This is a genomic window from Actinotignum schaalii (genome assembly GCF_028864145.1).
Classification (GTDB): domain Bacteria; phylum Actinomycetota; class Actinomycetes; order Actinomycetales; family Actinomycetaceae; genus Actinotignum; species Actinotignum schaalii_B.
Genome location: NZ_JARBHJ010000023.1, coordinates 16,201 through 42,730, shown reverse-complemented (window position 1 = coordinate 42,730; position 26,530 = coordinate 16,201). Strand labels below are relative to the sequence as shown.

Annotated in this window: 20 protein-coding genes; 11 read left to right on the top strand and 9 right to left on the bottom strand. The window is 61.9% G+C overall.

Annotated elements, in window-relative coordinates; all coding sequences use genetic code 11:
- Positions 1–264 (bottom strand): hypothetical protein (locus tag PWJ82_RS06125; protein WP_274735842.1); only part of this gene is annotated, 264 nt, incomplete at its 3' end.
- Positions 265–426: 162 nt separating this feature from the next.
- Between PWJ82_RS06125 and PWJ82_RS06120 the strand changes: the two genes are divergently transcribed.
- Positions 427–753 (top strand): hypothetical protein, encoded by a 327-nt coding sequence (locus PWJ82_RS06120; protein ID WP_274735840.1) that lies wholly within the window; start codon positions 427–429, stop codon positions 751–753.
- A 124-nt stretch (positions 754–877) separates the two neighbouring features.
- Here the strand turns inward: PWJ82_RS06120 and PWJ82_RS06115 are convergent, their stop codons facing one another.
- Positions 878–2,008: an L-talarate/galactarate dehydratase gene (locus PWJ82_RS06115; RefSeq protein WP_274735838.1), complete on the bottom strand. Its 1,131-nt coding sequence runs from the start codon at positions 2,006–2,008 to the stop codon at positions 878–880.
- Between the two features lie 397 nt (positions 2,009–2,405).
- Here PWJ82_RS06115 and PWJ82_RS06110 point away from each other — a divergent pair, with 397 nt between their 5' ends.
- Together PWJ82_RS06110 and PWJ82_RS06105 are read left to right on the top strand one after the other, a co-directional pair.
- Entirely contained in the window at positions 2,406–2,615 is a 210-nt protein-coding gene (locus tag PWJ82_RS06110; protein ID WP_274732653.1) for a hypothetical protein, read from the top strand.
- A complete protein-coding gene (locus PWJ82_RS06105; protein ID WP_274735837.1) occupies positions 2,599–3,258 on the top strand; it encodes a hypothetical protein in 660 nt (219 codons plus the stop codon). The genes PWJ82_RS06110 and PWJ82_RS06105 overlap by 17 nt, the downstream gene beginning before the upstream one ends.
- 25 nt (positions 3,259–3,283) lie before the next feature.
- Here PWJ82_RS06105 and PWJ82_RS06100 read toward each other — a convergent pair whose 3' ends face one another.
- Positions 3,284–4,048: an IclR family transcriptional regulator gene (locus PWJ82_RS06100; protein ID WP_274735836.1), complete on the bottom strand. Its 765-nt coding sequence runs from the start codon at positions 4,046–4,048 to the stop codon at positions 3,284–3,286.
- A gap of 316 nt (positions 4,049–4,364) precedes the next feature.
- On the opposite strand from PWJ82_RS06100, the gene dapA reads away from it, so the two are divergent.
- The 5 genes from dapA to PWJ82_RS06075 all read left to right on the top strand — a co-directional run bounded on the left by dapA (position 4,365) and on the right by PWJ82_RS06075 (position 10,763).
- The gene (dapA, locus tag PWJ82_RS06095) at positions 4,365–5,252 is read left to right on the top strand and encodes a 4-hydroxy-tetrahydrodipicolinate synthase (protein WP_126135610.1); all 888 of its coding nucleotides are present in this window, start codon (positions 4,365–4,367) and stop codon (positions 5,250–5,252) included.
- Positions 5,253–5,299: 47 nt separating this feature from the next.
- Entirely contained in the window at positions 5,300–6,661 is a 1,362-nt protein-coding gene (locus PWJ82_RS06090; RefSeq protein ID WP_274735834.1) for a gluconate:H+ symporter, read from the top strand.
- Positions 6,662–6,819: 158 nt separating this feature from the next.
- Complete coding sequence (gene garR / locus PWJ82_RS06085) at positions 6,820–7,716, top strand: 2-hydroxy-3-oxopropionate reductase (RefSeq protein WP_126135608.1); 897 nt, start codon at positions 6,820–6,822, stop codon at positions 7,714–7,716.
- 275 nt (positions 7,717–7,991) lie between these two features.
- A complete protein-coding gene (locus PWJ82_RS06080) occupies positions 7,992–9,326 on the top strand; it encodes an enolase C-terminal domain-like protein (protein WP_026429168.1) in 1,335 nt (444 codons plus the stop codon).
- Between the two features lie 243 nt (positions 9,327–9,569).
- Positions 9,570–10,763, top strand: coding sequence for a glycerate kinase (locus PWJ82_RS06075; RefSeq protein WP_274735830.1), 1,194 nt, complete (start codon positions 9,570–9,572; stop codon positions 10,761–10,763).
- A gap of 488 nt (positions 10,764–11,251) precedes the next feature.
- On the opposite strand, the gene PWJ82_RS06070 is transcribed toward PWJ82_RS06075, so the two are convergent.
- The 5 genes from PWJ82_RS06070 to PWJ82_RS06050 form a co-directional block, all read right to left on the bottom strand.
- Entirely contained in the window at positions 11,252–14,290 is a 3,039-nt protein-coding gene (locus PWJ82_RS06070) for a Cna B-type domain-containing protein (protein WP_274735829.1), read from the bottom strand.
- A 554-nt stretch (positions 14,291–14,844) separates the two neighbouring features.
- Positions 14,845–15,495 carry a LutC/YkgG family protein gene (locus PWJ82_RS06065; RefSeq protein WP_274735827.1) on the bottom strand — a complete coding sequence of 217 codons (651 nt, stop codon included), beginning with the start codon at positions 15,493–15,495 and terminating at the stop codon, positions 14,845–14,847.
- Positions 15,492–17,213, bottom strand: a complete 1,722-nt coding sequence (locus PWJ82_RS06060; protein ID WP_274735825.1) for a LutB/LldF family L-lactate oxidation iron-sulfur protein — start codon at positions 17,211–17,213, stop codon at positions 15,492–15,494. The genes PWJ82_RS06065 and PWJ82_RS06060 overlap by 4 nt, the downstream gene beginning before the upstream one ends.
- Positions 17,210–18,052 (bottom strand): (Fe-S)-binding protein, encoded by an 843-nt coding sequence (locus PWJ82_RS06055; protein ID WP_274735824.1) that lies wholly within the window; start codon positions 18,050–18,052, stop codon positions 17,210–17,212. The genes PWJ82_RS06060 and PWJ82_RS06055 overlap by 4 nt, the downstream gene beginning before the upstream one ends.
- Before the next feature lie 95 nt (positions 18,053–18,147).
- Positions 18,148–19,761 carry an L-lactate permease gene (locus PWJ82_RS06050; RefSeq protein WP_274735823.1) on the bottom strand — a complete coding sequence of 538 codons (1,614 nt, stop codon included), beginning with the start codon at positions 19,759–19,761 and terminating at the stop codon, positions 18,148–18,150.
- Positions 19,762–20,314: 553 nt separating this feature from the next.
- On the opposite strand from PWJ82_RS06050, the gene nrdH reads away from it, so the two are divergent.
- The 3 genes from nrdH to nrdE are packed head-to-tail and all read left to right on the top strand — an operon-like array spanning position 20,315 to position 23,154.
- On the top strand, positions 20,315–20,578 hold the full coding sequence (nrdH, locus tag PWJ82_RS06045) for a glutaredoxin-like protein NrdH (protein ID WP_126135872.1): 264 nt from the start codon (positions 20,315–20,317) through the stop codon (positions 20,576–20,578).
- A gap of 42 nt (positions 20,579–20,620) precedes the next feature.
- Entirely contained in the window at positions 20,621–21,019 is a 399-nt protein-coding gene (gene nrdI, locus PWJ82_RS06040; protein WP_016442132.1) for a class Ib ribonucleoside-diphosphate reductase assembly flavoprotein NrdI, read from the top strand.
- Positions 21,001–23,154 carry a class 1b ribonucleoside-diphosphate reductase subunit alpha gene (gene nrdE / locus PWJ82_RS06035; RefSeq protein WP_425536590.1) on the top strand — a complete coding sequence of 718 codons (2,154 nt, stop codon included), beginning with the start codon at positions 21,001–21,003 and terminating at the stop codon, positions 23,152–23,154. The genes nrdI and nrdE overlap by 19 nt, the downstream gene beginning before the upstream one ends.
- A 172-nt stretch (positions 23,155–23,326) precedes the next feature.
- Here nrdE and PWJ82_RS06030 read toward each other — a convergent pair whose 3' ends face one another.
- The gene (locus PWJ82_RS06030) at positions 23,327–26,494 is read right to left on the bottom strand and encodes a DEAD/DEAH box helicase (RefSeq protein ID WP_274735821.1); all 3,168 of its coding nucleotides are present in this window, start codon (positions 26,492–26,494) and stop codon (positions 23,327–23,329) included.
- Positions 26,495–26,530 lie beyond the last annotated feature (36 nt).

Sequence of the window (26,530 nt, the reverse complement as noted above, 5' to 3'; positions counted from 1 at the left end):
GCGTTTGTGTGGGGTGGAGTGCTCGCCGTTGATGCGTGCCCCGCAGGTGCCGTTGAGCGTGGAGGATTCGGAGAAAATCGCGGCGCTGCTACGCGAGGTGCACGCATAAATACGCACGCATGAAATACCGCGTATTAAATACCACGCATTAAATACGACGACGCCCGGGGTGGGCGGAAAATCCGCCCACCCCGGGGCCAACCGGCCACCGTGTTCCTTGCCCGCGCCGCGGCCCGGGAAATATTCAGCACCATCTTCACCCACCCGCAAATTGAATTGTTGCGTAAATATTGGACTGAAGTGTATGTTAATAATGTATCTAATGTGAGATACGCTTCTCGGCAACAATTTCGACCAGTTGCGTCGATGATGATGTAACTCTGAGTGAAGTGAAAATTGAGGCGCCGTGAGATAAGGAGGCGAGTCATGTGGTGGCGCACATTCCCAGAAGGGATGTGGGGTGGAATCCTCATCTTTCTCGCTGCCAATCTCAAGCAGGGCGAATGGACTGATATCCCGGTTGTTCTCGAGACCGTCCTGCTGGTTCTCTTAGCATTGTGGAGTTTTTCTTGGCGGCGGCGGGAAGGTCTCACGGAAATCCTCCACGCGGGATTCTATATGGCAAGTGCAATAGCGCTGCTGGTAATACAGAATTCGTCATGGACGCAATTTGCCGTGGTTATCCTTGTGGTGGGCTACATGGTCGGCTATAAATATCGGAGAGAAAACCTCGCTATAGGACGCGAAAATTAGTACCCCCTGGGGCGTGATTGTCAGCGTATGGCCGTCAATCACGCCCCAGTTTTCGGCTCATAGATCACCATTGCCCATATCGGCATGGCCATTGTTGCCGATCAATTATGAGGGCAAGTTCCCGTTAGGGCCGCTGGCCTACTTCGAAGGTATTAACCGTCCAGGCGCGCAGCTGGTCGGAAAGTGTCACGCCCAGGCCGGGCCGGTCAGAAACGATCATGCGGCCGTCCTTGATTTCCATATGCTCATTGAAGAGCGGATCCAGCCAGGTGAAGTGCTCCACCCACGGCTCCAAGGAGTAGGTGGCCGCCAGGTGGGAGTGGATCTCCATGGCGAAATGCGGGGCGAGTTGCAGCCCGGCATGCTCGGCCAGCTTCGTCAGCTTGAGGAATTCCGATACGCCACCCACGCGCGGGGCGTCCGGCTGGATGAAATCGCAGGAATGGTTCTCGATGAGCTTGACGTGTTCGGCCACCGAAGCGAGCATCTCACCGGTAGCAATCGGAGTAATGAAACGCCGCGCAAGCTCCGCGTGCCCTTCGTAATCGTAGGCATCCAGCGGTTCCTCAATCCACACCAGATTGAATTCTTCCAGCCATTCGCACATGCGGTTCGCGGTGGGGCGATCCCACTGCTGATTCGCATCAACCATAAGCGGGAAATCATCGCCCAGGGCCTCGCGCACCGCCTTAACGCGGGTGTAATCCACCTGGTGATCCGGGTGCCCCACCTTGATCTTGATACCGCCAATGCCCCGCTCCTTCGAGGCCAGCGCATTTTCGATCACTTCCTCCAGCGGCGAGGAAAGGAAGCCGCCGGAAGTGTTGTACGTGCGGATGGAGTCGCGGTGGGCACCAATAAGCTTGGAGAGCGGCAGCCCGGCCCGCTTCGCCTTCAAATCCCACAGGGCCACATCAATGGCGGCGATGGCCTGCACCGCCACCCCGCTGCGCCCCACCGAAGCACCGGCCCACAGCAGTTTCACCCGCAGCCGGTCAATATCATTGGGATCTTCCCCGATAAGGTTATCGGCCACTTCGGAAGCGTGGGCGAATTGGGCTGGCCCACCCGCACGCTTCGAATAGGAGAAACCAAGGCCCGAATGGCCGTCGGTTGTTTCGATTTCGCAGAAGAGGAAATTCACCTCTGTCATGGGCTTTTGCCGCCCGGTGAACACCTTTGCGTCAGAAATCGGGTTGTTCAGTGGCAAAATAACGTGGGAAAGCTTCACGTGTGCGATGGTATCCCGGCTCACAATATGCTCCTTTGCCTTGGGGTCTGCCTGAGATATGCCGGAAAGGCACCCGTGCGGCGGTGCACACACGGCGTCAGCCTACCTACCGGCAATACAAGTATCTACAGATGTAGACCGTGGCAAATGTGACATAAGTCCCCAGATGGCGCATCTTTGCGGATAATTGGGGATCGAACCGGGTGGCGGCGTCGTCGGTAGGTCTGAGTTGGTTCAAGTTAGTCAGGTTTTCGAAACTGGCGGATGAGAACAGCGAGATTGCCCGGGATAGGTAGTGGCAGCGGTATCGAAGTTATCCACAGAATCCGCAAACGTCATCCTTGTCCACAAGGCGTTACCTAGGTCTTTTTTACGCTTCCACGCCATGCGAGAATGGCGGAGAAGGACGGAGGTGACCACTATGACAGTCATTATCGGGCGAACCTACACCTCGCTGGAAGAAATTCTGGCGCGGAAAGAGGAGATTCTGCGCGAAGTCAGGATGACCCGGGAAGAATTCGACCTACGCGCTGATAACTACCTGCTCGGCGAAAAAGAAGCGAAGCTCTATTTCGAATTGGACGGATTAGATTACTTCGAGAAGTTGGCTCGCTATGGTCGAGAACCGTGATCATCCAGGTGGAAGCCTAGAGTTCCAGGCCGAAAGATTTGCTGACCACCTCGGAAAGATAAGCAGTTTTCTAGATGAAAATTCTTCAGTAAGTATCGAGTCGGTGGTGCTGAGTGAAGCACCTGGAAAGCGAATCAGTGGCCGCATAGCTTTTCCGCACAACCTGCTTGTGCTATTTGACTATCGAGTTTTTCTCGATCCGGAGAGTGGTTTTCTCACGGTCGATCAATCAACATTTTCAGTGATCCGCGGACACGAAGGAAAAGAGCCTCTAGTACGCTGGGATTACATTCGCTCACCACGCTCAACTATTCCCTGCGCGCATATCCAGATACATTCGCACGGCGATGAATGGATGCACGCTTTGCTCCTGAGCGGTCATCATTCCCGCCGGGCACGCCGGCGCATCAAGAACGCGGCCCGCACTCCTCGTATTGCCAATGTTCATTTCCCGGTGGGTGGGCGCAGGTTCCGGCCCTGCCTTGAAGAGGTTCTTCTTTTCGTGATCGATGAGTTCGGAGCGGCATGTGCACCGCAAGCACGCGATGCACTATATCGAGGGATCCGGGAATGGGAGAAGATTCAGTTACGCGTCGCGGTGCGTCATGACCGCGCCGTCGCACTCGAAGCTCTCGAAACGTGAACCACCCATCCCATTCTTCTCCGTGCTACGCAATCGGCGCGGAATCGAGGATGCGATTAACCGCGGTGCGCATGGCTGCCGCGATCTCCGCTTCACGCTCCGCGCTCCAGCGCGCGCTGGGGATAGAACAGGAAATGGCGTCGCGCACCGGGCTTTCGTAGGGGAGAGAAAATGCCACGCAATGCAGGCCGAGGGTATTTTCCTCATTATCGATAGCGTAACCGCGCGTGGCGGTCTCCGTGAGGGCCTTGCGCAGCTGCGCTTCTGAGGTGATAGTTCGCTCCGTCAGCGCCACCAGTTCCTCCGGGATATCTGCGGGGCGGTGAGCCAGCACGGCCTTGCCCAGCCCGGTGGCCGCCGCGGGCAGGCGGCGCCCCACACGCGAATAAGTGCGAGTGGAACGGTCGGATTGCTGGGTGAGGAGATACACGATTTCCGCGTTATCGAAACGGCCCATATGGAAAGTTTCCCCGTGCTCTTTTGCCAGATCCACAAGGATCGGGCGCACGATTCGCACGTACGGATCGGCGTCGATATAGGCGGTGCCTACGGTCAGGGCGCGGATGCCCAGCATGTAGCGATCCGTGGAGGTGGCCTGCACCCATTCGGCGTCGATGAGGGTGCGCAGCAGCGCGTAGGTGGAGGAACGTGGCGCATCTAACTCCGCGCAAATCTCTGCCAAGCGCGGGGGGTCGGCAATGCGCCTGCCGAGGAATTCGAGCAGGTCAACGGTGCGCGAGGCAGATTTGACGGGGCGAACACCGCCGCCGGTTGTGCTTGTAGCTCTCAAACGGATCCAACACCTTCGTAAGCCGTGGTACCACGGCGCCTGGCGGAAAGCCGCGCGCTGTGGGGTACCTCAGGGGTGCCACGGTACCACGATAATTTCTTTCATTTCTCTAGGTTCCATAGTAAAGGACACCGCAACAAGTTCCCCGGAACTGTGCCGCGGAACATCTGTGTTGCCCTACATAGCTCAGACGTTAGTCCCACCCTGTAGTTTCAAAACCGCGTTTTAATACTAGTGTCTACATACGTAGCTGACTGTCCACAAAGTTTCGGTTTCGCTGGCGAAGTCGAAACTGAAGCCGCAACCAAGGAGAACTATGGAGTTCCATGCAGAAGGCGTGATTCCCGCTCTCGTCACACCTCTAGATCGCGAAGGAAACTTGCTGGAGCAGGGTCTGCGCGACGTCATCGACTACACGATCACCAACGGCGTGCACGGTATTTTCGTGCTCGGCAGCTCCGGTGAAATCTACGGTCTTGATAATGACCAGAAGCGCCGCGTTGTTGAAATCGCCGTGGAACAGGCCAATGGCCGGGTACCGGTCTACGCCGGCGCCTCGGAAATTACCACGCGCGATTGCATTAAAACCGCCCATATGGTCCAGGAAGTTGGTGGAGTTTCCGCCCTTTCGGTCCTCACCCCCTACTTCATGACCCCCACCCAGTCTGAACTGGTCGAACACTACAAGAACATCGCGGCAGAAACCGATCTGCCCATCCTGGTGTACTCCAACCCGGGCCGCACCAAGGTTCCGGTAGCGCTCAGCACCATGCGCGAACTCGTGAACGTCCCCAATATCATCGGCATCAAGGATTCCGCCGGCGATATGACGCTCACCGGGGATTACATCCGCGAGCTCCCCGATGACTTCGACGTCATTATGGGCCGCGATACCCTCATCTACCCGGCCCTGTGCCTGGGGGCCGCCGGCGCCATCGCCTCCACCGCGAATATTGCGCCCAAGCTCGTCTCCAGCATTTACAACGAATACCGCGCCGGCAACCGCGAACGCGCCCTCGAATTGCAAAATGCGCTCTCGCCGCTGCGCAACCTCGTAGACGTGGCCACCTTCCCGGTGGTTCTCAAGGAAGGCCTGCGTATGGCGGGTGTGGAAGCGGGTTACTGCTTCGCACCGGCCCGTGAACTTGCCCCCGAATTCCGCCCGGCGCTCGAAAAGGCCGTCGAAGCGGTCACCAATATCTAGCCGTATCCGGCTATCTCAGTGATGAGATTGGAAACTAAGGAAAAACCATGCCACTAGTAATCCTCGCACTTGGCATTGCGCTGCTCCTGTTCCTCATGATCGTGCTGAAGATGAATGGCTTTATTGCCCTCGTCATCGTCTCGGTCGTGGTGGGCATGGCGCAGGGTATGCCTCTCCTGGCCACCGTTGACGACAAGGGTGAGAAAGTCAAGGGACTCCTTGACGTCATCCAATCGGGTGTGGGCGGGCAGACCGGTAAACTCGTGCTGCTCCTCGGCTTCGGCGCCATGCTCGGCGTTTTCATGGCGGATATGGGCGCGGCGAACCGCCTCGCCACCACCATGATTAACAAGTTCGGGATCAAGCACTCCCAGCTCGCGATTGTGATCGTGTCCTTCCTCGTCGGCGTCGTTCTCTTCTACGAGACCGCCTTCGTCATCATCATCCCCATCGTCTTCGCCGTGTGCCGGGCCTACAAGATCCCGGTTATGTGGCTGGCGATGCCCATGGCAATCGCGCTGTCCACGATGCACTCCTTCCTCCCGCCCCACCCGGGCCCCTCGGCCGTGGCGAATATGTACGATGCCTCCATCGGCCTGACCATGCTGTACGGCCTCCTCTTCGCCATTCCGCTGGGTGCCGTGGTCGCGATCATGTGGCCGCGCCTGCCCTTCGTCAAGTCTGTGACCGCCCGCCCGCCGGCCGGCCTGGTCAATGAAAAGGAATGGACCGACGAAGAAATGCCGGGCTTCTGGGCCTCGCTGTGCATCACCGCCCTCCCGGTTATCCTCATCGGCGGGCACGCCATCCTCGAGGTGACCCTGGGGCACGAGCACGCGGTCACCAAGGTAATGGCCTTCATCGGGCACGATTGGTTCGCCCTCATGCTCTCCCTCCTCGTGGCCGTGGCCTACTTCGGCCTGGTCCGCAAGGTGCCCATGGATAAGATCATGGCTTCCTGCGCGGCTTCGGTGAAGTCCATCGCGATGATTGTCTTCATCATCGGTGGTGGCGGCGCCTTCGCGGCCGTGCTCAAGAACGGTGGCATTTCCGATTACATTCTCTCCATTACCGAGAACCTCAGCCTCTCCCCGATTATCATCGCCTGGCTTATCGCCGCGCTCATGCGCGTGGCCCTCGGTTCGGCCTCGGTGGCCGTGGTGGCCGCGGCCGGTATCGCGGTGCCGATGATCGCCGGTGGCGGGGTGAGCCCCGAAATCATGACCCTGGCAACCGCGTGCGGTTCCATTATGGCCTCGCACGTGAACGACCCCGGGTTCTGGATGTTCAAGGAATTCCTCGGGCTCTCGGTGGCGGAAACCATTAAGGTCCGCACCACCTACACCTCGCTGCTCTCCGTGCTCGGCCTGGGTGCCTGCCTGCTGCTGAGCCTGGTGGTTCCGGCCTAATACTTCTCCGGGAAGGGGTACGACGGCGCAGCTACGGCCGCGCCCTACCCCCGCGAGGAAACGGTGCGCAAAGAAACGGAGCGCCCCACCCCACGTGAAACGCTCCGCCCGTTGGAAACACCAACCTGACGATCATACAAAAAGGAAGGAAAAACTCCATGAAGATCGGATTTATCGGTCTTGGCATTATGGGCAAGCCCATGGCGAAGAACCTCCTCAAGGCCGGGCACGAACTCTACGTGAACGACCACAATGCCGAAGCTGTTGCCGACGTGGTGGAAGCCGGAGCGACCGCCGTTGCGAACGGTAAGGAAGCGGCGGAGAAGGCCGACCTGGTCATCACGATGCTTCCGAATTCCCCCCACGTCAAGGCGGTGGCCCTGGGCGAAGGTGGCATTATCGAAGGTGCTCGCGAAGGGCTCATCTACGTTGATATGTCCTCCATCGCACCCCTCGCCTCGCGCGAGGTGGCCGCGGGCCTGGAAAAGGCCGGCGTGCGGATGCTGGACGCCCCGGTTTCCGGCGGTGAGCCGAAGGCCATTGACGGCACCATGTCCGTGATGGTCGGCGGCGAAGAAGAGCTCTTCAACGAGGTCAAGGACGTGCTCGGCGTGATGGCCGGGGACGTTACCTACGTGGGGCCCATCGGCGCCGGCAATATTGCTAAGCTGGCCAACCAGGCCATCGTGGCGATCAATATTGCCGCCTGCGCCGAAGCGTTCACCATGGCCCAGAAGGCCGGGGTGGATCCGGAAGCCGTGTACCGCGCTATCCGCGGCGGACTGGCCGGTTCCACGGTGATGGACGCCAAGGTTCCCATGATGCTGGCCCGCAATTTCAAGCCGGGCTTCCGCATCAACCTGCATATCAAGGACCTCAACAACGTTATGGACACCGGCCACGGGGTCAATTCCGCGCTTCCGCTCACCGCACAGGTGCGCGAGATGATGTCGGTGCTCGAAGGTGATGACCATGCCGGTGAGGACCACTCCTCCCTCGTGCGCTTCTACGAGAAGCTCGCGAATATCGAGCTGCACCCGGGCCTGCCCGAGTAAAGCACCCGCTGGCCGTAACTGACCAGCTGGCCGCGGCCGTGTGACTCCGAGCCGCGCCTGGCTGGAACCGAGCGCGGCCGGACCGGCCGGAAAGGAAGTTCTCCTGACCGGCCGGCCGGCGGCCAGCTAGCGGCGTCGTCGTAAAACCGCGCGTAGCGCAGCCGCACCCCACCAGAACACCGCACCTACACATAACCGCACATACTCTGCTACTCCGACCAACCGCGCTGCGCGGCACACAGCATCCGCGCAGCGCCCAAAGAAGAAAGACAACGATGTCAGTTCCCACAATTAAGAAGATTGATGTTTACCCGGTTGCCGGCCATGACTGCATGGAACTCAACCTCTCCGGCGCGCACGGCCCCTACTTCACCCGCAACGTGGTGGTCATGGAAGATTCCAGCGGAAACGTTGGTATCGGTGAAGTTCCCGGTGGCGAGAAGATCACTCGCACCATCGAGGACGCCAAGGATATCGTGCTGGGGCGCTCCCTGGCCGATTACAACAATTTCCTGCGTGAGGTGGGTGAACGCTTCGCGGACCGCGATGCCGGCGGGCGTGGCCTCCAGACCTTCGACCTGCGCACCACCGTCCACGCCGTGACCGCGCTGGAAGCGGCCACCCTGGACCTCTTCGGCCAGTTCCTCAACGTGCCGGTGGCCGCGCTCCTGGGCGAAGGCCAGCAGCGCGATCAGGTGCGCGCGCTCGGCTACCTCTTCTACGTGGGCGATCCGGATAAGACGGACCTGCCCTACCTGCGCGAAAAGGATTCGGATGTGGAATGGTACCGCATCCGCCACGAAGAAGCCCTCACCCCCGAAGCGATCGTGAAATTCGCGGAAGCCACCCACGATCTCTACGGATTCCAGGACTTCAAGCTCAAGGGCGGCGTGCTCGAAGGTGCCGAAGAAATGAAGGCGATTGTGGCCCTCAAGGAACGCTTCCCCGAGGCCCGCATCACCCTCGACCCCAACGGCGCATGGTCCCTCAAGGAAGCCATCGAATTGTGCAAGGACAAGGTCGGCATCCTCACCTACGCCGAGGATCCCTGCGGCGCGGAAAACGGCTTCTCCGGCCGTGAAATCCTCAACGAGTTCCGCAAGGCCACCGGCCTGCCCACAGCCACCAATATGGTCAATACCGATTGGCGCCAGATGACCCACTCGCTGACCTTGCAATCCGTGGACATCCCGCTGGCCGACCCGCACTTCTGGACGATGCGCGGCTCGGTGCGCGTGGCCCAGCTCTGCCACGATATGGGCATGACCTGGGGCTGCCACTCCAATAACCACTTCGATATCTCCCTGGCCCAGATCGCCCACTGCGGCGCGGCGGCCCCGGGCGAATACAACGCCCTGGACACCCACTGGATCTGGCAGGAAGGCGTGGAGCGCCTCACCAAGGAACCGCTCAAGATCGTGGACGGCAAGCTCACGATTCCGCAGCGCCCGGGCCTGGGCATCGAGCCGGATATGGACCAGATCCTCGCGGCGCACGAACTCTACAAGGAGAAGGTGGAAGGCGGCGGCGCGCGCAACGACGCCATCGGCATGCAGTACCTCATCCCCGGCTGGAAGTTCGATAATAAGAAGCCAGCACTGGTCCGCTAACTAAAAGGCGGGTAGCTTGCGGCAACACTAGTTTGCGTTGACGCTAGCGTGCCGCACGCTACCGGCTTTAAGCTGCCAGTGTTCCTATCGCGCGGGGCGCGCGGGCGCGAGTTTTCTCCATTTCCTCGCGTTCGTGTGCCCCGCGTATTTTTTCGATAGCTTTTCTATAGCGTTTCGATAGCTTTAACATCCGCGTGACTCAGCACGGCGAAAATTGTAGACACCGACGTGAAAGGCTCTGCCATGAAAATTGTGTGCTGCCCCGATAGCTTCAAAGAATCCATGACGGCGGCCCGCGCGGCCGCGGCGCTCGCGGCCGGGGCGCGGCGGGCTATACCCGATGCGCAATGCGTGGAAATTCCTATGGCGGACGGCGGGGAAGGTTTCGCCCGCGCCATTGCCGATGCACTGGGCGCCCGGATCATCACGCTGCCGGTGGCCGGGGTGCGCGGGGCTACGGTGCCGGCTGAGCTGGCGATCGCGGGGGAGCACGCCATTTTTGAGAGCGCGGCCGCGGTGGGGTTGGACCAGTTGCGCCCCGAAGAACGCGATATTCGCCGCTCGGATAGTACCGGGGTGGGGCAGCTTATTGCGCGGGCGCTCGATGAGGGCGCCACCGAGATTCTGGTGGGCCTGGGTGGTTCCGCCACGAACGACGGCGGGGCCGGGATGCTCGCGGCACTCGGCGCACGTTTTTACGACGACGCCGCCACCGAGCTGGGCACCACCCCGGCGGAGATGGCGCGCTTGGCGCGGGCGGACTTCAGCGGCCTGGATCCGCGCCTGGCCGGCGTGACCATCCGGGTGGCCTGCGATGTGGATAATCCGCTGCTCGGGGAGCGCGGGGCTTCCGCGATTTACGGGCCGCAGAAGGGTGCTTCGCCCGCGGACGTGGAATTCCTGGACGGGGTGCTGCGTAATTTCGCGACCGTTGCCGGGAAGATGGACGTGCAGGAGACGCCGGGCGCGGGGGCGGCCGGCGGGCTCGGTTTCGCATTTTTGCTGTTGGGGGCCAGCCTGGAATCCGGGGTGGATCTGGTCATGGAAACCGTGGGGCTAGCAGAGGCGATGGCCGGCGCGGACCTGGTTCTGACCGGGGAGGGCGCCATGGATCGCCAAACCCTCATGGGCAAAACGCTTTCCGGGGTGGCGCGGGTTGCCGCGGCGGCCGGTGCGGGTGCCGGGCGCGGTGCGGGTGCCGGTGCCGGTGCCGGTGATACGCCCAGCGGCGGTAAATCTGCCGGCGTGCCGATTATTGCTTTCGCGGGGAAACTCGGTGAAGGCGTGGAGGACCTGTACGAACACGGCTTCGTTGGCTTGGTGCCGATTGTGGACCGGCCCTGCACGCTTGACGAGGCGCTTGCGGAGGGCGCGGCGAACCTGGAAAACGCCGCCGAACGCGCCTTGCGCCTCTACGCGGCCGGCCGGCGTGCCTAATTTCTCGGTGGCGGCAGCTAGATTAACCATCCATGACCCCTGGGGTAAACAAGTGTTGCCGAGGGGTGCGATCACATAAGTCGAACCTCAGGAGTCACACCAGCACCGGCGGAGGTACTAGGTGTTTTCAGAGCTGTACTTCGTATGTACGACATTCGCAGTACACCCCGGAAAACACATGCCGGGTCCGGCAGCCTGCATCTCGGCCCCAGCCAAGTAGGCATCTCGAAGGATGCGTCTGAAAGGGTCGGCCCGGTTATGGGGCAACGAAGTGGTACGTCACGACAGGAAATCATCTAGTTAATGTAGTTCTGGTACCACTTTGTGTGCGCTGGGTTTGGGCGGTTATCTGAAAGAACGACGACGGGGGGGGGGGGGGGGGGGGGGGGGGGGGGGGGCGGGGCCCCCCGCGGGCCCGCCCGCCCCGCCCCGCCCCCCGCCCCCCCCCCCCCCCCCCCCCCCCCCCGTGGCTTAGGCGCAGGGCTCGCCTAGCGGTCGGTGCGCAGCCGGCGCCAGGCCAGGATTCCGAGGCCGGCGAGCAACGCTGAGCCCGCGAGGGCCGCTCCGGTGCGGGCATCGCTGCCGGTGCGCACAATCCGCGGCGGATTCGCCGGCGGTGTGCTCGGCGGAGTAGCCGGAGGCGTGCTGGCCGGCGGAGTTACCGTAGGCGTACTCGGCGGAACCGTGGGCGGCGTCGGTGGCTCACTCGGAGTTGGCGGTACCGACGGTGTCGTTGGCGGTACCGATGGCGTTGTAGGTGGAGTCGTCGGAGGAGCCGGGGGAGTTGTCGGCGGTACCGGCGGCTCGGTTGTGGGCGGTACCGGCGGAGTGGTGGGAGGAGTCGGTGGCTCCGTTGTCGGCGGAACCGTGGGCGGCGTAGTAGGCGGAGGCGGCGGGGTCAGGGTATTGACCACTGTCACCGCGCGGTGAATAACGCCGTCCTCGCCCGGGGCTTCGGGGCCGCCGGGAGCATCAGGAGCGCTAGGGGCCGCCGGAACCGGCACAATCTCGCCAGTTCCCCTCTCACGCAGCCCGTACACATAGGCCACGCCCTCCGCAGTGGCGCGGGGCAGCCCGGTGAGTGTGCGAACCCAGTTATCCGCCTTCGTCACGGTGAAGCTCTGCACCACCTCGGGATGGGAGAAAGCCGCATCGGTATCGCGCAGCAGCTCGAATTCCACCTGCTCGGGTAACGCAGCACCCGGCACCGGATCGCTCGAATCGCGGTAGGCCCACTGTTTCGTAACCGCGATATCCACCGGCGTAGGCACCTCATTAGCGACCTTCCCGACGAACCACACCTCGGGCGGAGCCATACCTTCCGCCAGTTCTGGGCGCTTAGGCAGTTCTTCGCCGCGCTGCACCAGCAGCTGCGACGTCTCCAACACCTTGCTTTTCAGCACCTTGCCAGCAGCGTCCAGCTCCTGCACCGCGTAGACGTACAACTCTCCAGCATCAGTGCGGATCGGTAGCTTTGCGAAGCTCTTCGTCCACTCCTCACCAGCCGTCACGCTAAACTTCTGCACCACCTGCGGGTTCGGGAGCTCAGCGGACGTATCGGAGACCAGCTGCATAGGCACACTCGAGGAGGCAATATCCGAAGGACGTGCCGGCACAGGACTGGGCTTACCGCCAGCTGGCGGCGTCGTCGTTTCATAGAACCACTGCTTCGTGACCGTTGCCTGCGCGTAACCCCACGTGCCGAAAATAACCGAGCCATTCGTGCCGATACCCGCACCGCGCGGCGCGGTGTTGCCCGTAATGACCAGGCGCGCGGCCCCGCGAGCCGCACCCTGAGCCGGATCGGAAACCACGGCGGCAAATCCCTCGTTCGAAATCTCGCGCCCCTTGATGACTTCGGGGCGCGGGCGCTCCTTCTCGGGCAGGCTCAGCTGCGCCGGGTCGAAGCGGACACCTTCGTTATCCTGGTAGTAATCCACCAGGCCACCGCCCAGAATCGCATCCGAGGTCCACACCGGCGCGGAGCTGACCGAACCGAGGTTATCGTGCGCGAGGTCCGCGCCGTAGCGAGTCGCGGCGTTCCCGAAAATCGCCGCGCCGTTATCCACGTGGACCTCCACGCTGCCGGTGGGGCAGGTCCAGATCCCGCCGCCAATCCTGGAAGCGGAATTCGCCGTAACCAGAGTATTGCCGGCGTGCAGGGTGTAGGTGGCGGTGGAAACATAGACCCCGCCGCCCTGCTGGCCGGCACTATTACCGCTAATGGTCCCGGCGTTGAGCTGGACCTTATTGGAAACCACGTTCACGCCGGCACCGGTGCGCCAGCTGGAGTTATTCGAAATCGTGCCACCGTTCATGGTGAAGGCGCCGGGGGACAGCTCCGACCACTGCGCGGTGGTGAAGCCCCAGTTCTTACCATCGCCGGGAACCTCTTGCCAGGTGCCGTCCGCACCCCACACGTACAGGTCCAAGGTTCCCACGCCGCCACCGTTGGGTGCCGAATTGGAATCGATGGTGCCGCCGTTCATGGTGACCTCGGAGTTACCGAAAGAAAGAATCCCACCACCGGAGAAGGAAGCGCGGTTCTTGGAGATGGTGCCATCGTTGATCGTGATGAAACTGCGGGTGCGCGCGGATTTCTCCGGGGTGGCCTCAGTTTTGTCGGAGGTCCAGGTCCAGGCTTGGAGCCCGCCGGAGAAACCCTCATTCTCCGTGATGGTTCCGCCATTCACGGTGGCGGAACCGCCGTTGTACACGCCGATACCACCCGTTTCTCCAAACCCTCTGTCGTTGCTGGAATGGGCACGGCCCTTACTCACTTCGCCGCCGTTCATTTCAAAGGTGGCACCTTTGGTCACCGCGATATTTGCAGCGCCGTACTGCACGGAGGAAGGCGAACCGAGTTTGCGCTGGTTATCGGTCACCTTGCCGCCATTGAGAGTGAATCGTGCATCCGCACCGTACACCGTAATAGCGCCGGTGTTCTGCGCGCTGGCTTCGCGCACCCCGGAAAATTCCCCGCCGTTAATGGTGAGTTTCCCGCGCACATCCAGGAGGGTACCGCCGCCCGGGACCCATTCGCCGCGGCTGCGCATGCGGAAGGTACCACCGTCGTAATTATCGAAAGTGAGGGCGGCGCCTGCCGGCACCTGCACCATCACGCCGCTGAAGCCATCTTCGCGCACCAGCCCGGAATCGGTGGCGCCCCACGGGGCGCGCCCGCCGTTGACGAGCTCAATATCCGCACCGGCGGGAATTTTCAGGGTATTCGTGAGGAGAGTGTCGGTGGCGCCCAGAATAATACGGGTGGGCGTGGTTCCGGCCTCGCGGATGCGCTGGGTGAGGAGATCCTCGGGGCACGTGAGGTCGTTGGGATCTTGTGAACATTGCACGACGGCGCGCGGCGCCGCCGCATCGGCCGCGGGGCTACCGCCGGCAGGGTTGGTATCGGCAGCGCGGGCCGGCCCCGGAGTGGCCCACACCAGCGTGCCAAGAACAAGGAAGAGGACCGCCAGGAATATGAGGAGCGCGCGGGAGCGCGGCTGGCGGATGGAGGGCTGCGGCATGATCACTCCTTGGAATTGGCAGCTGCGGTGCTGGGGCGATACCTCTAGTAAAGGTTCGGCATTATTATTTTTATTCAGTCTAGTACTTGTATGTGGTGGAAAGGGTTGAACAAGGGAATACAGGCGGATATGTGCGCGAAACTATAGCGTTAATCGGATTGGAAACATAAATAAAACTACTGCGTGGTGGTGCACTGCAACAAATAGTTAGTTCCAGATTCGCGCGGGGCCGCATCAGTACCTGGGGAGGTGCCATGTGTTTTTAGAGATGTACTTCGTATGTACGACGTTCGCAGTACATCTCGGAAAACATATACCGGGTTCGAACTAGCAGCACGCCCGTCAATAGCAACTATTTTTGTCTATTACCCCAAAACGCAAAAAGGGGCCCGGTCGGGATGGAGATCCCGGCCGGGCCCCTGGCGTGCGGGTGGCCGCGTCGTGCTAATGGGCACCCGCACTGAAGGTGGGGTAGCGCTGGTTGCGCGCGGGGTGGCGGCGTGGTGCACCGCTCGCCGCCACCCGGCCTCCGTATTGCCTGCCGCGCCGCCTATTTAGCCGGCGACGAGCACGTGCAGCTGGCGCGGGCCGTGCACGCCTTCCACGCGACTCAGCTCGATATCCGAGGTGGCGGAGGGCCCGGCCACGAAGGTAATCGGTTGGCCATCGCGCACCGAATCCTGGAGCCGGGTCATCGCCTCGGGGGTATTGGAAACAACCTGATCGGCGCGCAGCACGCACACATGCGCATCAGGCACCAGGGTGAGCGCACGCCGGCCCTGGTCGGCGCGATGGTCCATGGCAAAAGTACCGGTATTGGCCACCCCGACAGCGGCGGCCGTCACCACCGCATCAATATCGTTCAGCTGGCGGGCGCTGAGGTTATCGTCGTCGTACACCTGGAAACCATCCCCCGCAATAGCCGCGCGCCAGGAAGAATCCAGCCCCGCGGGAAGCACCACGGAGCGCGCGCCGATGGCGTGCAGGTGGGCAACGATAGCCGCCGGGACCGCCTCCGGGGCGACCCGCTCCACGTCGGCCTTGTAATCGGCCACAAGCTCGAGGAAATAATCCACGAGGTCGCCCTCAATGGCGGTGGGCTGGTTGTATTCCCAGCTGACCGCGGATTCTTCCGGATCCTGGCTGGGCACATCACCGAGCGCGGAGCGAATCCGCGCGAAAATCTCATCGCGTGCCGAGGTCATGACAGCTCCTCCGTGGTTGGGCGGCCGAAAATATCAGGTGCGGGCGAAACCAGCCCCGCGGTGGGCGGCACTTGCCCCGCGGTGGGCGGTACTTGCCCGGCTCCGGGCGGTAGCTGCGCGGGCGGAGCGGCGGGGGCGCCGTCGATCAAACTCGGATCGCAACCGAGCTGATGCAACTGCCCCTTCTGCAACTCTTTCTGGAAACGCTTGAGCTGCCGTGCTTCGCGTTTCTTGCGCCGCGCGAACGTGGCGCGGGCGCTGCGCTTGGGCAGCATGGGAACATCGCGGGCCCGGGTCCAGCGGTGCACGCCGGGAATATGCCAATTCCCGATGTAATGCATGAACAGGCCCATCACGCGCCCGCCCACGCTGGCCAGCCGGGCTGCGGCTCCCAGGCGCCAGCCCTTGCCCATCACCCAGCCGCCTCCGGCCATAAGGATCGGTTCAACATGCGGGCGCAGGCCCGCTTCGGCCCGTTTCTTATCCACCGCTTTGCGCCGCAGGTGCACGAGGATATTCGAAATCGGGATTTTCACAGGGCATACTTCATTACACGCCCCGCACAGGGTGGAGGCGAAGGGCAGGGAGCGATCCACCACCGATTCCAGGCCGCGAATTTGCGGATTGAGAATCGCGCCGATAGGCCCGGGGTAGACCGACCCGTAGGCGTGCCCGCCCACTTTCTCGTAGACCGGGCAGATATTCAGGCAGGCCGAGCAGCGAATGCAGCGCAGCGCCGCGCGCCCCACCGGGTCGGAGAGCACCTTGGTGCGCCCGTTATCGAGCAAAATAATATGAACATCGCGCGGGCCATCACCTTCGCGCGCGCCGGTCCAAATAGTTCCGTAGGGCGCCATGCGCTCACCGGTGGACGAACGCGGCAGCAGCTGCAAGAACACTTCGAGATCCTGGAAAGTGGGGAGAATTTTCTCGATACCCACCACGGAAATGAGGGTTTCCGGCAGGGTGAGATTCATACGCCCATTACCTTCGGATTCCACCACCACCAGGGAACCCGTTTCCGCAATGGCGAAATTCGCGCCGGAGATCCCCACTTTGGTGCGCATGAACTTTTCGCGCAGGTGCACGCGCGCCGCGGCGGCCAGCTCGGCCGGCTCATCGGTCACATCGGGCGGGCAGGGAGTGCCGTACTGGCCCATTTCCCGCAGGAAAATCTCACGCACCTCGCTACGATTGCGGTGAATCGCGGGCACGAGGATATGGCTGGGGCGGTCATGCCCGAGCTGGACAATAAGCTCGGCCAGGTCCGTTTCCCACGCCGCGATCCGCGCTTCTTCCAGGTGTTCGTTCAGGTCAATTTCCTGGCTGACCATGGACTTCACCTTGGTGACTTCGCTTTCCCCGGTGGCGCGCACCAGGTCGATAACGATCTGGTTGGCTTCCTCCGCATCGCGCGCCCAGTGCACGTGCGCCCCGGCCGCGGTGGCGTTCTTTTCAAACTCTGCCAGGTAGTAATCGAGGTGGCGCCCCACCCGGTTCTTAATATCGGCGCCGGCCTGGCGGATATCCTGCCAATTATCCAGCTCGCTCACCACGGCCTGCCGCTTGGCGCGAATGGTGTGGGTGGCGTGATGCAGATTCTTCGCCTGCGTTTCGTTACCCAGCTCGCGTACCGCGGCCTTGGGGAAGGCCGGGGAATCAAGCAGATCCCCGTCGGGCGGGGCCGGGGTGAGGCGTTCCAATTTCAGTGTTTTCATGCGATCCTCCCGGTGGTGATTGTTGCGGCGCCCGGTACAGCCGCAGCGCCTACGGTTCCCGCTCCGGCGCTCGCACCAACGGGTGCGGTCTGCACCAGCAGATTGACCATGTGAATGGGGCGCACGGGTTTCTTCTCCCGGTGGAGAATCCCCCCGAAGTTCATGAGGCAAGCATTATCGAGGCTCGCCACGTATTCCGCCCCGGTTTCCAGCACGTGCCGGGCCTTATCGCGCCCCAGCGCAATAGACACGTCCGAGTTCTTCACGGAGAACGTGCCCCCGAAGCCGCAGCACTGGCGCATATCCTCCAGCGGGATATATTCCAGCCCGCGCACCGCCTGCAGCAGGCGAATGGGGCGATCACCCACCTCGGCCACGCGCAGCGAATGGCAGGAGGCGTGATAGGTCACGGTATGCGGGAAATACGCGCCCACATCCACGGTCCCGAGCACATCCACGATGAACTCGCTGATGTCGTAGACCCGTTTCTGCACTTCGTGGACGCGCCGCGCCAGCTCATCTTCACCGGCATCCAGCGCCAGCATCTCGTGCTGTTCGCGCACCGATCCCACGCAGGATCCGGAGGGCCCCACAATATAGTCGTAGTCCTCAAAAGCTTCGAGGAAAGCCCGCACGCTCGGCAGCGCCCGATCAAAATAACCGGTATTCGTGAACATCTGGCCGCAGCAGGTCTGGGCGCGTGGGAATTCCACCTCGCACCCGAGCCGCTCAAGCAGCACCGCGGTATTATTCACGGTATTCGGGAACATCACCTCGTTAATACAGGTGGCGAAAACCGCAACTTTCTTGCGAGGTTCCGGCCCGGGAATCAGGCTCATATCAACTCTTTTCTTTCGTTTTTGTTACGACGACGGCGCCGCTGCGCGGCGCTGTGCCCGGCCGCCCGCGGAACTGTGGCAGGGCAGGAATTCATTTAGGCGAGGAACCCAACCAGCAGGCAGAGCAGGATGAGCAGGCCGCAGGCCCAGGGCAGGGACCGGCGCAGCAGCACGGATTCCTCGCCGACCATATCCACCCCACCGGTGGCAATTGCCAGGGTTTGCGGGCTGATCATTTTGCCCACGGCCCCGCCCACGGTATTGCAGGCAACCAGCAGCCCCGGGTCCGCCCCGATCTGGGTGGCGGCGGTGTGCTGCAGATTGGCGAAGAGCGCCGTTGTGGAGGTTCCCGATCCGGTGACCGCGGTGCCGATCCACCCCAGAATCGGGGCGAGGAAGGGGAATACGGAACCGGCTCCGGCAATCCAGGTGCCGATCGTGAGGGTTTGCCCGGAAAGGTTCATCACGTAGGCGAGGGCGAGCACGGAACCGATGGTGAGGAAAGTCCAGCGCAGCTTATAGACCTGGGCGAACATCAGGCGTGCCACTGCGCCCGGCTTCATCCGGTAGCAGGCGGCCAGCACCAGGGCGGTCAGGAGCAGCAGGGTGCCCGGGGAGCTCAACCAGGCGAAAGTGTAGGTGGTGGAGGCGGCGGGCGTACCGTCGGCCCCGCGCACCAGATTCTCACCCCCGGCCCACAGGGCGGGCCAGTGGATCGTCACATTCGTGGCGGCCAGGGCACCGCGGATCGCCGGCACCATCTGGGTGGTGACGAAAACGGCCACGATGAGTACGTAGGGGAAGATCGCCCAGGCCAGGGCCGCGGGGCGGATCCGTTCGGCGGCCGGCCGGGGTGCGGCGCCGGTGAGGCGCTCGGCCGCGGCCCGGCTCCCGCGCGGTTGCCAGATGCGCAGCAGCGCGATGCCCACCGCCAGGCTCACCAGGGCGGGAACCATATTGACCAGGCCGGGTGCCAGGGTGCGGGCGGCGAGCCACGTGCTCAGCGCGTAGGAGGTTCCTACCGCCAGGGCCAGGGGCCATACCTGGGCCAGGCCGCGCCAGCCGTCCATAATGAGGAGCAGTGCGAAGGGGATGAGCCAGACGAGCACGCTGGTTTGTTCGCTGATCTGGGCGGAGAGAGTAGCGGCATCGATGCCGGTGAGGTTTGCGCCGGTGAGCACGGGCGTGGCCATTGCCCCGTAGGGCACCGCGAAGGTATTGCCCACCAGCACCGTGAGCGCCGCCTTCCAGGGCGCAAAGCCGAGGGCGAGGAGCATAACACCGCAGATTGCCACCGGCGCCCCGAAACCGGCCAGCGCTTCGAGGAGGGCACAGAAACTAAAAGCAATGAAAATACCCAGCGCGCGCGGATCGGGAGAGAGGCGCGCGAAAGCTTGCATGAGGGTGTCGTGGTGCCCGGAGGCCACCGTGAGTTCGAAAAGAATAATCGCGGTGAGAACGATCCAGGTGATGGGGAAGATCCCGAAGACGGCACCTTCCAGACCGGCGGAAAGCGCCATTCCGGCGGGCATGCGGAAGGCGAAAATTGCCACGGCAAGCGCAACGGCGACGCCGCATACCCCCGCCCAGTGCGCTTTCATATGGACAACGCCCAGCAGGAAGAACACCGTGAGGAGCGGGAGGAGGGCCACGAGGGCGGAGAGGGTGAGACTCCCCAGCGGTGCGGCGGTTTGTGTAAAGGCTTCCACGATGTTCTCCTATCCATCGCACGAGGTTGGGGCGGATACGGGTCGGTGAGCAGCGTTGGTCACGGCGGTCGAATCCGAATCCGGTTAAGTCTGATTAAGATCGTACGGACGTAGGTCACAAGATAAAAATTGAGAGCGCTGAAATGCGGGTGATATTGCGCACAAAAAGGCCGGTAAGGGACTCCTTACTCTGGTGGAAAATTGGTAAATGTGCTAAATGATCCGGCGTGCTGTGCGGGTGTCTAGAGGTGTAGCTGACGTGCTGTTCATTTTGTGCGGCCTGCGGGTGGCCCATGCGTGCTCGTGCGGACGGCCCGCGACCAACTCGCAGCCCACCCGCAGGACACGCCGAGCGGGGTGGTTACCAGCTTCACAAAGCGCGGGCCCAAAGTCCCAAAACCGCGGAAATGAGCGCAAAGCGGGAGTGGCGGCGTCGTCGTAACAACCACAAGTTCTAGTGGTCTTTTGTTCTAGGTGCCACTAGGTGTAGTGTTTAGCCTTGTAGTCGTTCCACCACGCACACAGCGTGACAATCCGAAACCGAGGAGACCTCATGAGCATTACCGTCTACACCAAGCCCGCGTGCGTGCAGTGCAATGCCACCAAGCGTGCGCTCGATAAGGCGGGGCTGGAGTATGAGCTCGTGGATCTCACTCAGGATGCGGAGGCCCTCGCGGCGGTTAAGGCCCTCGGGTACCAGTCGGCGCCCGTGGTTATCGCGAACGGTCATCACTGGTCCGGCTACCGCCCCGATGAAATCAAGGCGCTCAAAGCCGGCGCGCAGGCCACCGCGGAACCCACCCTGGTGACTGCCTAAGCTGGCGGTGCGGCCGCGTGCCGCCCGCTGAGGAAAGAACCGATGGCACGTATCGTCTATTTTTCTTCTCAAACAAATAACACGCACCGGTTCGTGGAAAAGCTCGGCTACGATGCCGTGCGCATCCCCATCCACGGCGAAACACCCGTGGTGGATGAACCCTACGTGCTTATTTGCCCCACCTACGGTGGCGGGAACCATCGCGGCGCCGTGCCGCGCCCCGTCATCAAATTCCTCAATAACGAACACAACCGTGCACTCATCCGCGGTGTGATCGCCGGAGGAAATACCAATTTTGGCGATGTTTACGGACTCGCCGGGGATGTTATCTCCGCGAAATGCGGCGTCCCCATGATGTATCGCTTTGAACTGCTCGGCACGCCCACGGACGTTGCCACGGTTAAGGAAGGTTTGGAACAGTTTTGGGCATCGCAACACTAACGGATACCGGTTCGGAAAACCTGGGTGATTCGCTCGTTGATTACCACTCGCTCAACGCCGAGCTCAATTTGTACGACGCCGAAGGCAAGATCCAATTCGAGAAGGATCACGAAGCCGTGCGGCAGTACTTCCTCCAGCACGTCAATAAGAACACCGTGTTCTTCCACGATCTAGAAGAAAAGCTCGAGTACCTCGTGCGCGAAGGGTACTACGAAAAACGCGTGCTCGAGGCCTACGATATGGCCTTTATCAAGGACCTCTACAAGAAGGCCTACGCGCATAAGTTCCGCTTCCCCACCTTCATGGGGGCCTTCAAGTACTACACGTCCTACACCCTGAAGACGTGGGACGGTACTCGCTACCTCGAACGTTTCGAGGATCGGGTGTGCATCGTGGCCCTCGCGCTGGCCGATGGCGATACCGAGCTGGCTACCAACCTCATGGAAGAAATGATTACCGGGCGTTTCCAGCCGGCCACCCCCACGTTCCTCAACGCCGGTAAGCAGGCGCGCGGGGAACTGGTATCCTGCTTCCTGCTGCGGGTGGAAGACAATATGGAATCCATCGCCCGTGCGATTAACTCCGCGCTTCAGCTCTCCAAGCGCGGGGGTGGGGTGGCGCTCAACCTCACCAATCTGCGTGAGCAGGGTGCCCCGATTAAGCGCATCCAAAATCAGTCCTCCGGGGTGAACCCGGTGATGAAGCTGCTCGAGGATTCTTTCTCCTACGCGAATCAGCTCGGGGCGCGCCAGGGTGCGGGGGCGGTGTACCTGCATGCCCACCACCCGGATATCATGCGGTTCCTGGATACCAAGCGCGAAAATGCGGATGAAAAAATCCGTATCAAGACTCTCTCGCTGGGCGTGGTGATTCCGGATATTACCTTCGAGCTGGCTAAGAACCGCGAGCCCATGTACCTCTTCTCCCCCTACGATGTGGAGCGGGTCTACGGCAAGCCGCTCACCGAGCTTTCGGTGAGCGAAAAGTACCGCGAGATGGTCGATGACAAGCGCATTAAGAAGACGAAGATTGATGCGCGTCAGTTCTTCCAGACCCTCGCCGAAATCCAGTTCGAATCCGGCTACCCCTACATCGTGTACGAGGACACCGTCAATAACACCAACCCGATTAAGGGCCGGATTACCATGTCTAATCTGTGCTCGGAGATCCTCCAGGTATCCGAGCCTTCCGAATACAATGCGGATCTCTCCTACAAGCATGTGGGCAAGGATATTTCCTGCAACCTCGGCTCCCTCAATATTGCCAAGGCGATGGATTCGGAGGACCTGGGTAAAACGGTGGAGATTGCGGTGCGTGCCCTCACGGCCGTGTCCGACCAGACCAGCATTGACTCGGTGCCCTCCATCAAGCGCGGGAATGAGATGTCCCACGCTATCGGGCTGGGGCAGATGAACCTGCACGGCTACCTGGGCCGCGAGCGGATCTTCTACGGGAGCGAAGAAGCGCTCGACTTCACCAATATGTACTTCTACACGGTGGCCTACCACGCGATCCGTTCCTCCATGCTGCTGGCGAAGGAACGCGGGGAGCGCTTCGAAGGTTTCGAGGATTCCACCTATGCAAACGGTGCTTACTTCACGAAGTACCTCGAGCAGGAGTGGGTCCCGCAAACCGAGCGGGTGCGCGAACTTTTCGCCGCGCATCACATCCCCACCCGGGAAGATTGGGCCCAGCTGGCCGCGGACGTGGCCGAATACGGGATGTACAACCAGAACCTCCAGGCGGTTCCGCCCACCGGTTCCATCTCCTATATCAACCACTCCACCTCCTCCATCCACCCGATCGTGTCCAAGATTGAGATCCGCAAGGAAGGCAAGATCGGGCGGGTGTACTACCCGGCGCCGTATATGACCAATGACAACCTGGAATACTTCCAGGATGCTTACGAAATCGGCCCGCAGAAGATCATCGACACCTACGCGGTAGCCACCCAGCACGTGGACCAGGGGCTTTCCCTCACGCTGTTCTACCCGGACACCGTGACCACGCGCGACGTGAACCGCAATTACATTTACGCCTGGCGTAAGGGCATCAAGACGCTCTACTACATGCGTATCCGCCAGGCCGCCCTCCAGGGCACCGAAGTGGAAGGCTGCGTCTCCTGCATGCTGTAGTAAGTATGCGGTGTTTACTTGCGCCGCGCGGGTAAACGGTGTTTACCTGTGGTGCGGGTGAGCGGTAGCGAGCATGCGGGCTGCGTGCCTGCGCGGAGCGGGCCGGTTGCGTGGAAACGTGACCGGCCCGCCCGGTTTAAGCGCGGGTACTTTTCGCGGTACGACGGCGCAGCTAGCGGGCCTCCGGCCCGGTGAGCTCGAGAAGGGAGCGGATATCCGCCCCTGAGATGGGCCCGCGGGCCGCCTCGTCCACCATGCCGGCGAGTTCGCGCTTGCGCGCTTGCAGGGCGATGACTTTTTCCTCGATGGTATCCGCCGAGGCAAGTCGGTAGACGGTGACCGGCTTATCCTGGCCAATGCGATGGGCCCGGTCAATGGCCTGCTCTTCGGCGGCCGGATTCCACCACGGATCCATGATGTAAACGTAATCGGCTTCCGTGAGGGTGAGCCCGGTACCGCCCGCCTTGAGGGAAATAAGGAAAACCGGGGTGCTGCCGTCGCGGAAAGCCGCAATCGCACCGGCGCGATCCCGGGTAGATCCATCCAGATAACTGTAGGTAATGCCCTCCCGGTCAAGTTGGTGGGCAATACGTTCTAGATAGGTGGTGAACTGGGAGAATACCAGGGCCCGGTGCCCCTCCGGGATAATCTGCTGGAGGTGCTCGAGGAGCAGCATGGTTTTCGCTGGCGGGGTAGTGATTCGCGCATCCACCAGACCCGGATCAATAGCCATGCGCCGCAGCCGGGTGAGGGAAGCGAGAATCGAAATGCGATTGGCATTCGGGTCATCGATAAGCCCGAGGATTTCCTGGCGTTCGCGTTCCAGTTGTTTTCGATAGCGCTGCGCGTGGGCCGGGGCGAGGGGAACACTGAGCTCGGTGACCGTGCGGGCGGGGAGGTCCTTGGCCACCTCGGCTTTGCGGCGTCGTAATATAAAGGGCCGCACCAGGCGCGTGAGCAGCGCGGCCGCCTCCTCATCATTGAATTTCTCAATGGGGTTCTGGAACTTTTCCGTGAAACGCGCGTGCCCCGGGAGCAGGCCGGGGCTGGTGAGGGCCAGCAGGGCCGCCAAATCCGAGAGGCTATTTTCCACCGGGGTGCCGGTAACCGCGAACGTCCAGGGGCGGGTGAGCGCGGCGACGGCGCGATAGCCCACCGTGCTGGGATTCTTCACCGCCTGGGCTTCGTCGAGGATAACCCCGCCCCACTCCACTTTCGCGTACTCCGCCCGCTCGAGGCGCAGCAGGGTATAGGAGGTCACCACAATATCCGCGCTCGCGGCAATACCCGCCACATCCTGTGAACGGCGTTTACCTGAGCCGGTGATGGTGTGCACGCGCAGCTCCGGGGTGAAGCGGGCCGCTTCGCTGCGCCAGACCGGCACCACGGAGGTGGGAGCCACCACGAGCACCGGGCCTTCCAACTTGCCCTCCGCGCGTTCGCCGCTGATCATGGCGAGCATTTGCGCGGTTTTACCCAGGCCCATATCGTCGGCCAAGATGCCGCCGTAGTGAGCCCGTGCCAGGTGGGTGAGCCAGGAATAGCCAGCCTCCTGGTAGCCGCGCAGGGTGCCCTGGAAAGTTTCGGGAACCGGCACCGCCTCGCCAAGGTGATCAAGCTGGCCCAGCGCATCGGTGAGCGCCTGCGGATTGGCCAGCGCCGATAGATCCAGGGCGTGCACCCGGGCCCGGGGCACGGAAATGCTTTCCGGGGTGACGGTGCCGAGCGCTGCGGCGTCGTACAAAAGCTGGCGCAACGCATCGAAATCGCTTCCCAGCGGGATGACCACATCTCCGAGCACCAGATGGTAGGTGCCGCTAGTGAGGGCATCGTAGAGGACGGGGAGGGGGACCTCGTGCTCCCCGACGGTGACGGTCACGCCCAGATCCAGCCAGTCGCGATCCTCGGTGACGGTGGTGGTGAGGACCGGGGCTTCGGTGAGGACGGTGAGATCCGCGCCCTCGTCGAATGTGACCGAGATTCCGGCTGCGCGCCAGGCGGGAACAATATCCTCGCGCAGGTGCTGGTAGGTGGTGATGTCGAGGTTGCGACTGCGGGGGAAGTGAAGTTCGGGCATATCAGCCGCGAGCCAGGCCCGTTGGGCTGCCTGGAGTTGCCCCTGCGGCAACTTCATGATGCCGCTTCCCCAAGTAAGCGGTGTATACAAAGCCGGCATTTCGGTTGGCTCCGCGCTGTCAGCGCCCAGCAGCTGGCGTTTCGCGTACCACTCCAGCAGGAAAGGTCCGGTGAGCTGCGAATTGAGCTCGTCGGGCGCGGGGCGGCGGATCAGGGCGTGCAGAACCGGGTCGGAGAAACGATGCGGAGTGAACGCGCCGTCGGGGGAGACCACCCTGATATCGGGCGGCAGGGCGGGAAGGAGGTTGAGTTCAAACATGGGGATTTCCGCGGCGGGGATGCGTAAGGGCTGCGCGGATCCCAAAGTTTCGGAGAGAGCCGCGGGAAGGCTCGGGTTGATGCGGCCGAGGACATAAGAATCGTTTTCGTAGCTCATGGCGAGGGCTGGCTCGGTGCCTTTGATAACGGCGGCCGGGGTGCCCTCCGGGGTTTCTGGTAGCACCCGCAAAAGCAGATCATCACTCCCGCGCTCGCGGGCGGACAAGCTGAGCTGGGCGCCCCAGGGTGTCTTATCGATGCGGAGCGGCTGATCAGTATCCCCGCAAAAAAGCTCCACCCCGGCATCGCGAGCATTTTCCAGGTAGGCCATCGCCGTAGTACCTAAGCTTTGCAAGGAAATACTTGGGTCAAAATACGAGGCGCGCTTCGCCACGTCATGTATTTCCCGCAGCGCCGCAAGTTGGAGGGGGTCCAAGCTTTCTGCGGCGGAGCTGTAGCCGTGCGCGGGAGCAATAGTGGACCAGGTAGTGGTGCGGTGTGACCACTCCCCGTTGAGATTCCGCTGGGCCGGGCGCAGCAATCCCGTCACTTCCCCGCTTTCCGCACTGCGGCTGAGAATAAGCCCGAGACCGCGGGTATCCGGGCGCTGCTCCGTTCCCACAAGGCTATCGGTAAGCAGTGTTCGCCAGGAGCGGTCTTTCATACGGTCGGCGTACACCAGCAAGGTGGCAACGGTGTGCTTACACCGCCGTGAGACCGGGCATGAGCAGGACGCGGTAAGGGGATGTACGGAGGTAATAAGAACCCGGTAGGTGTGGCCGTTACCGAGGACGCGGGCGACGATGCCGTAGGAATTCTCCTTTATCTCAAGAACGCGACCGGTTGCCGCGTAGCGTTTTCCGCGGGCGAGCATGGGAGGCGTGAAATAAAGCTCGTAGAAATCCGAGGTAAGTGCTGCAATAGCGGAGCGAAGTGTGCCGGCCATCCTTTAATTTTAAGACGCATCCGGGGATGAGGAAAG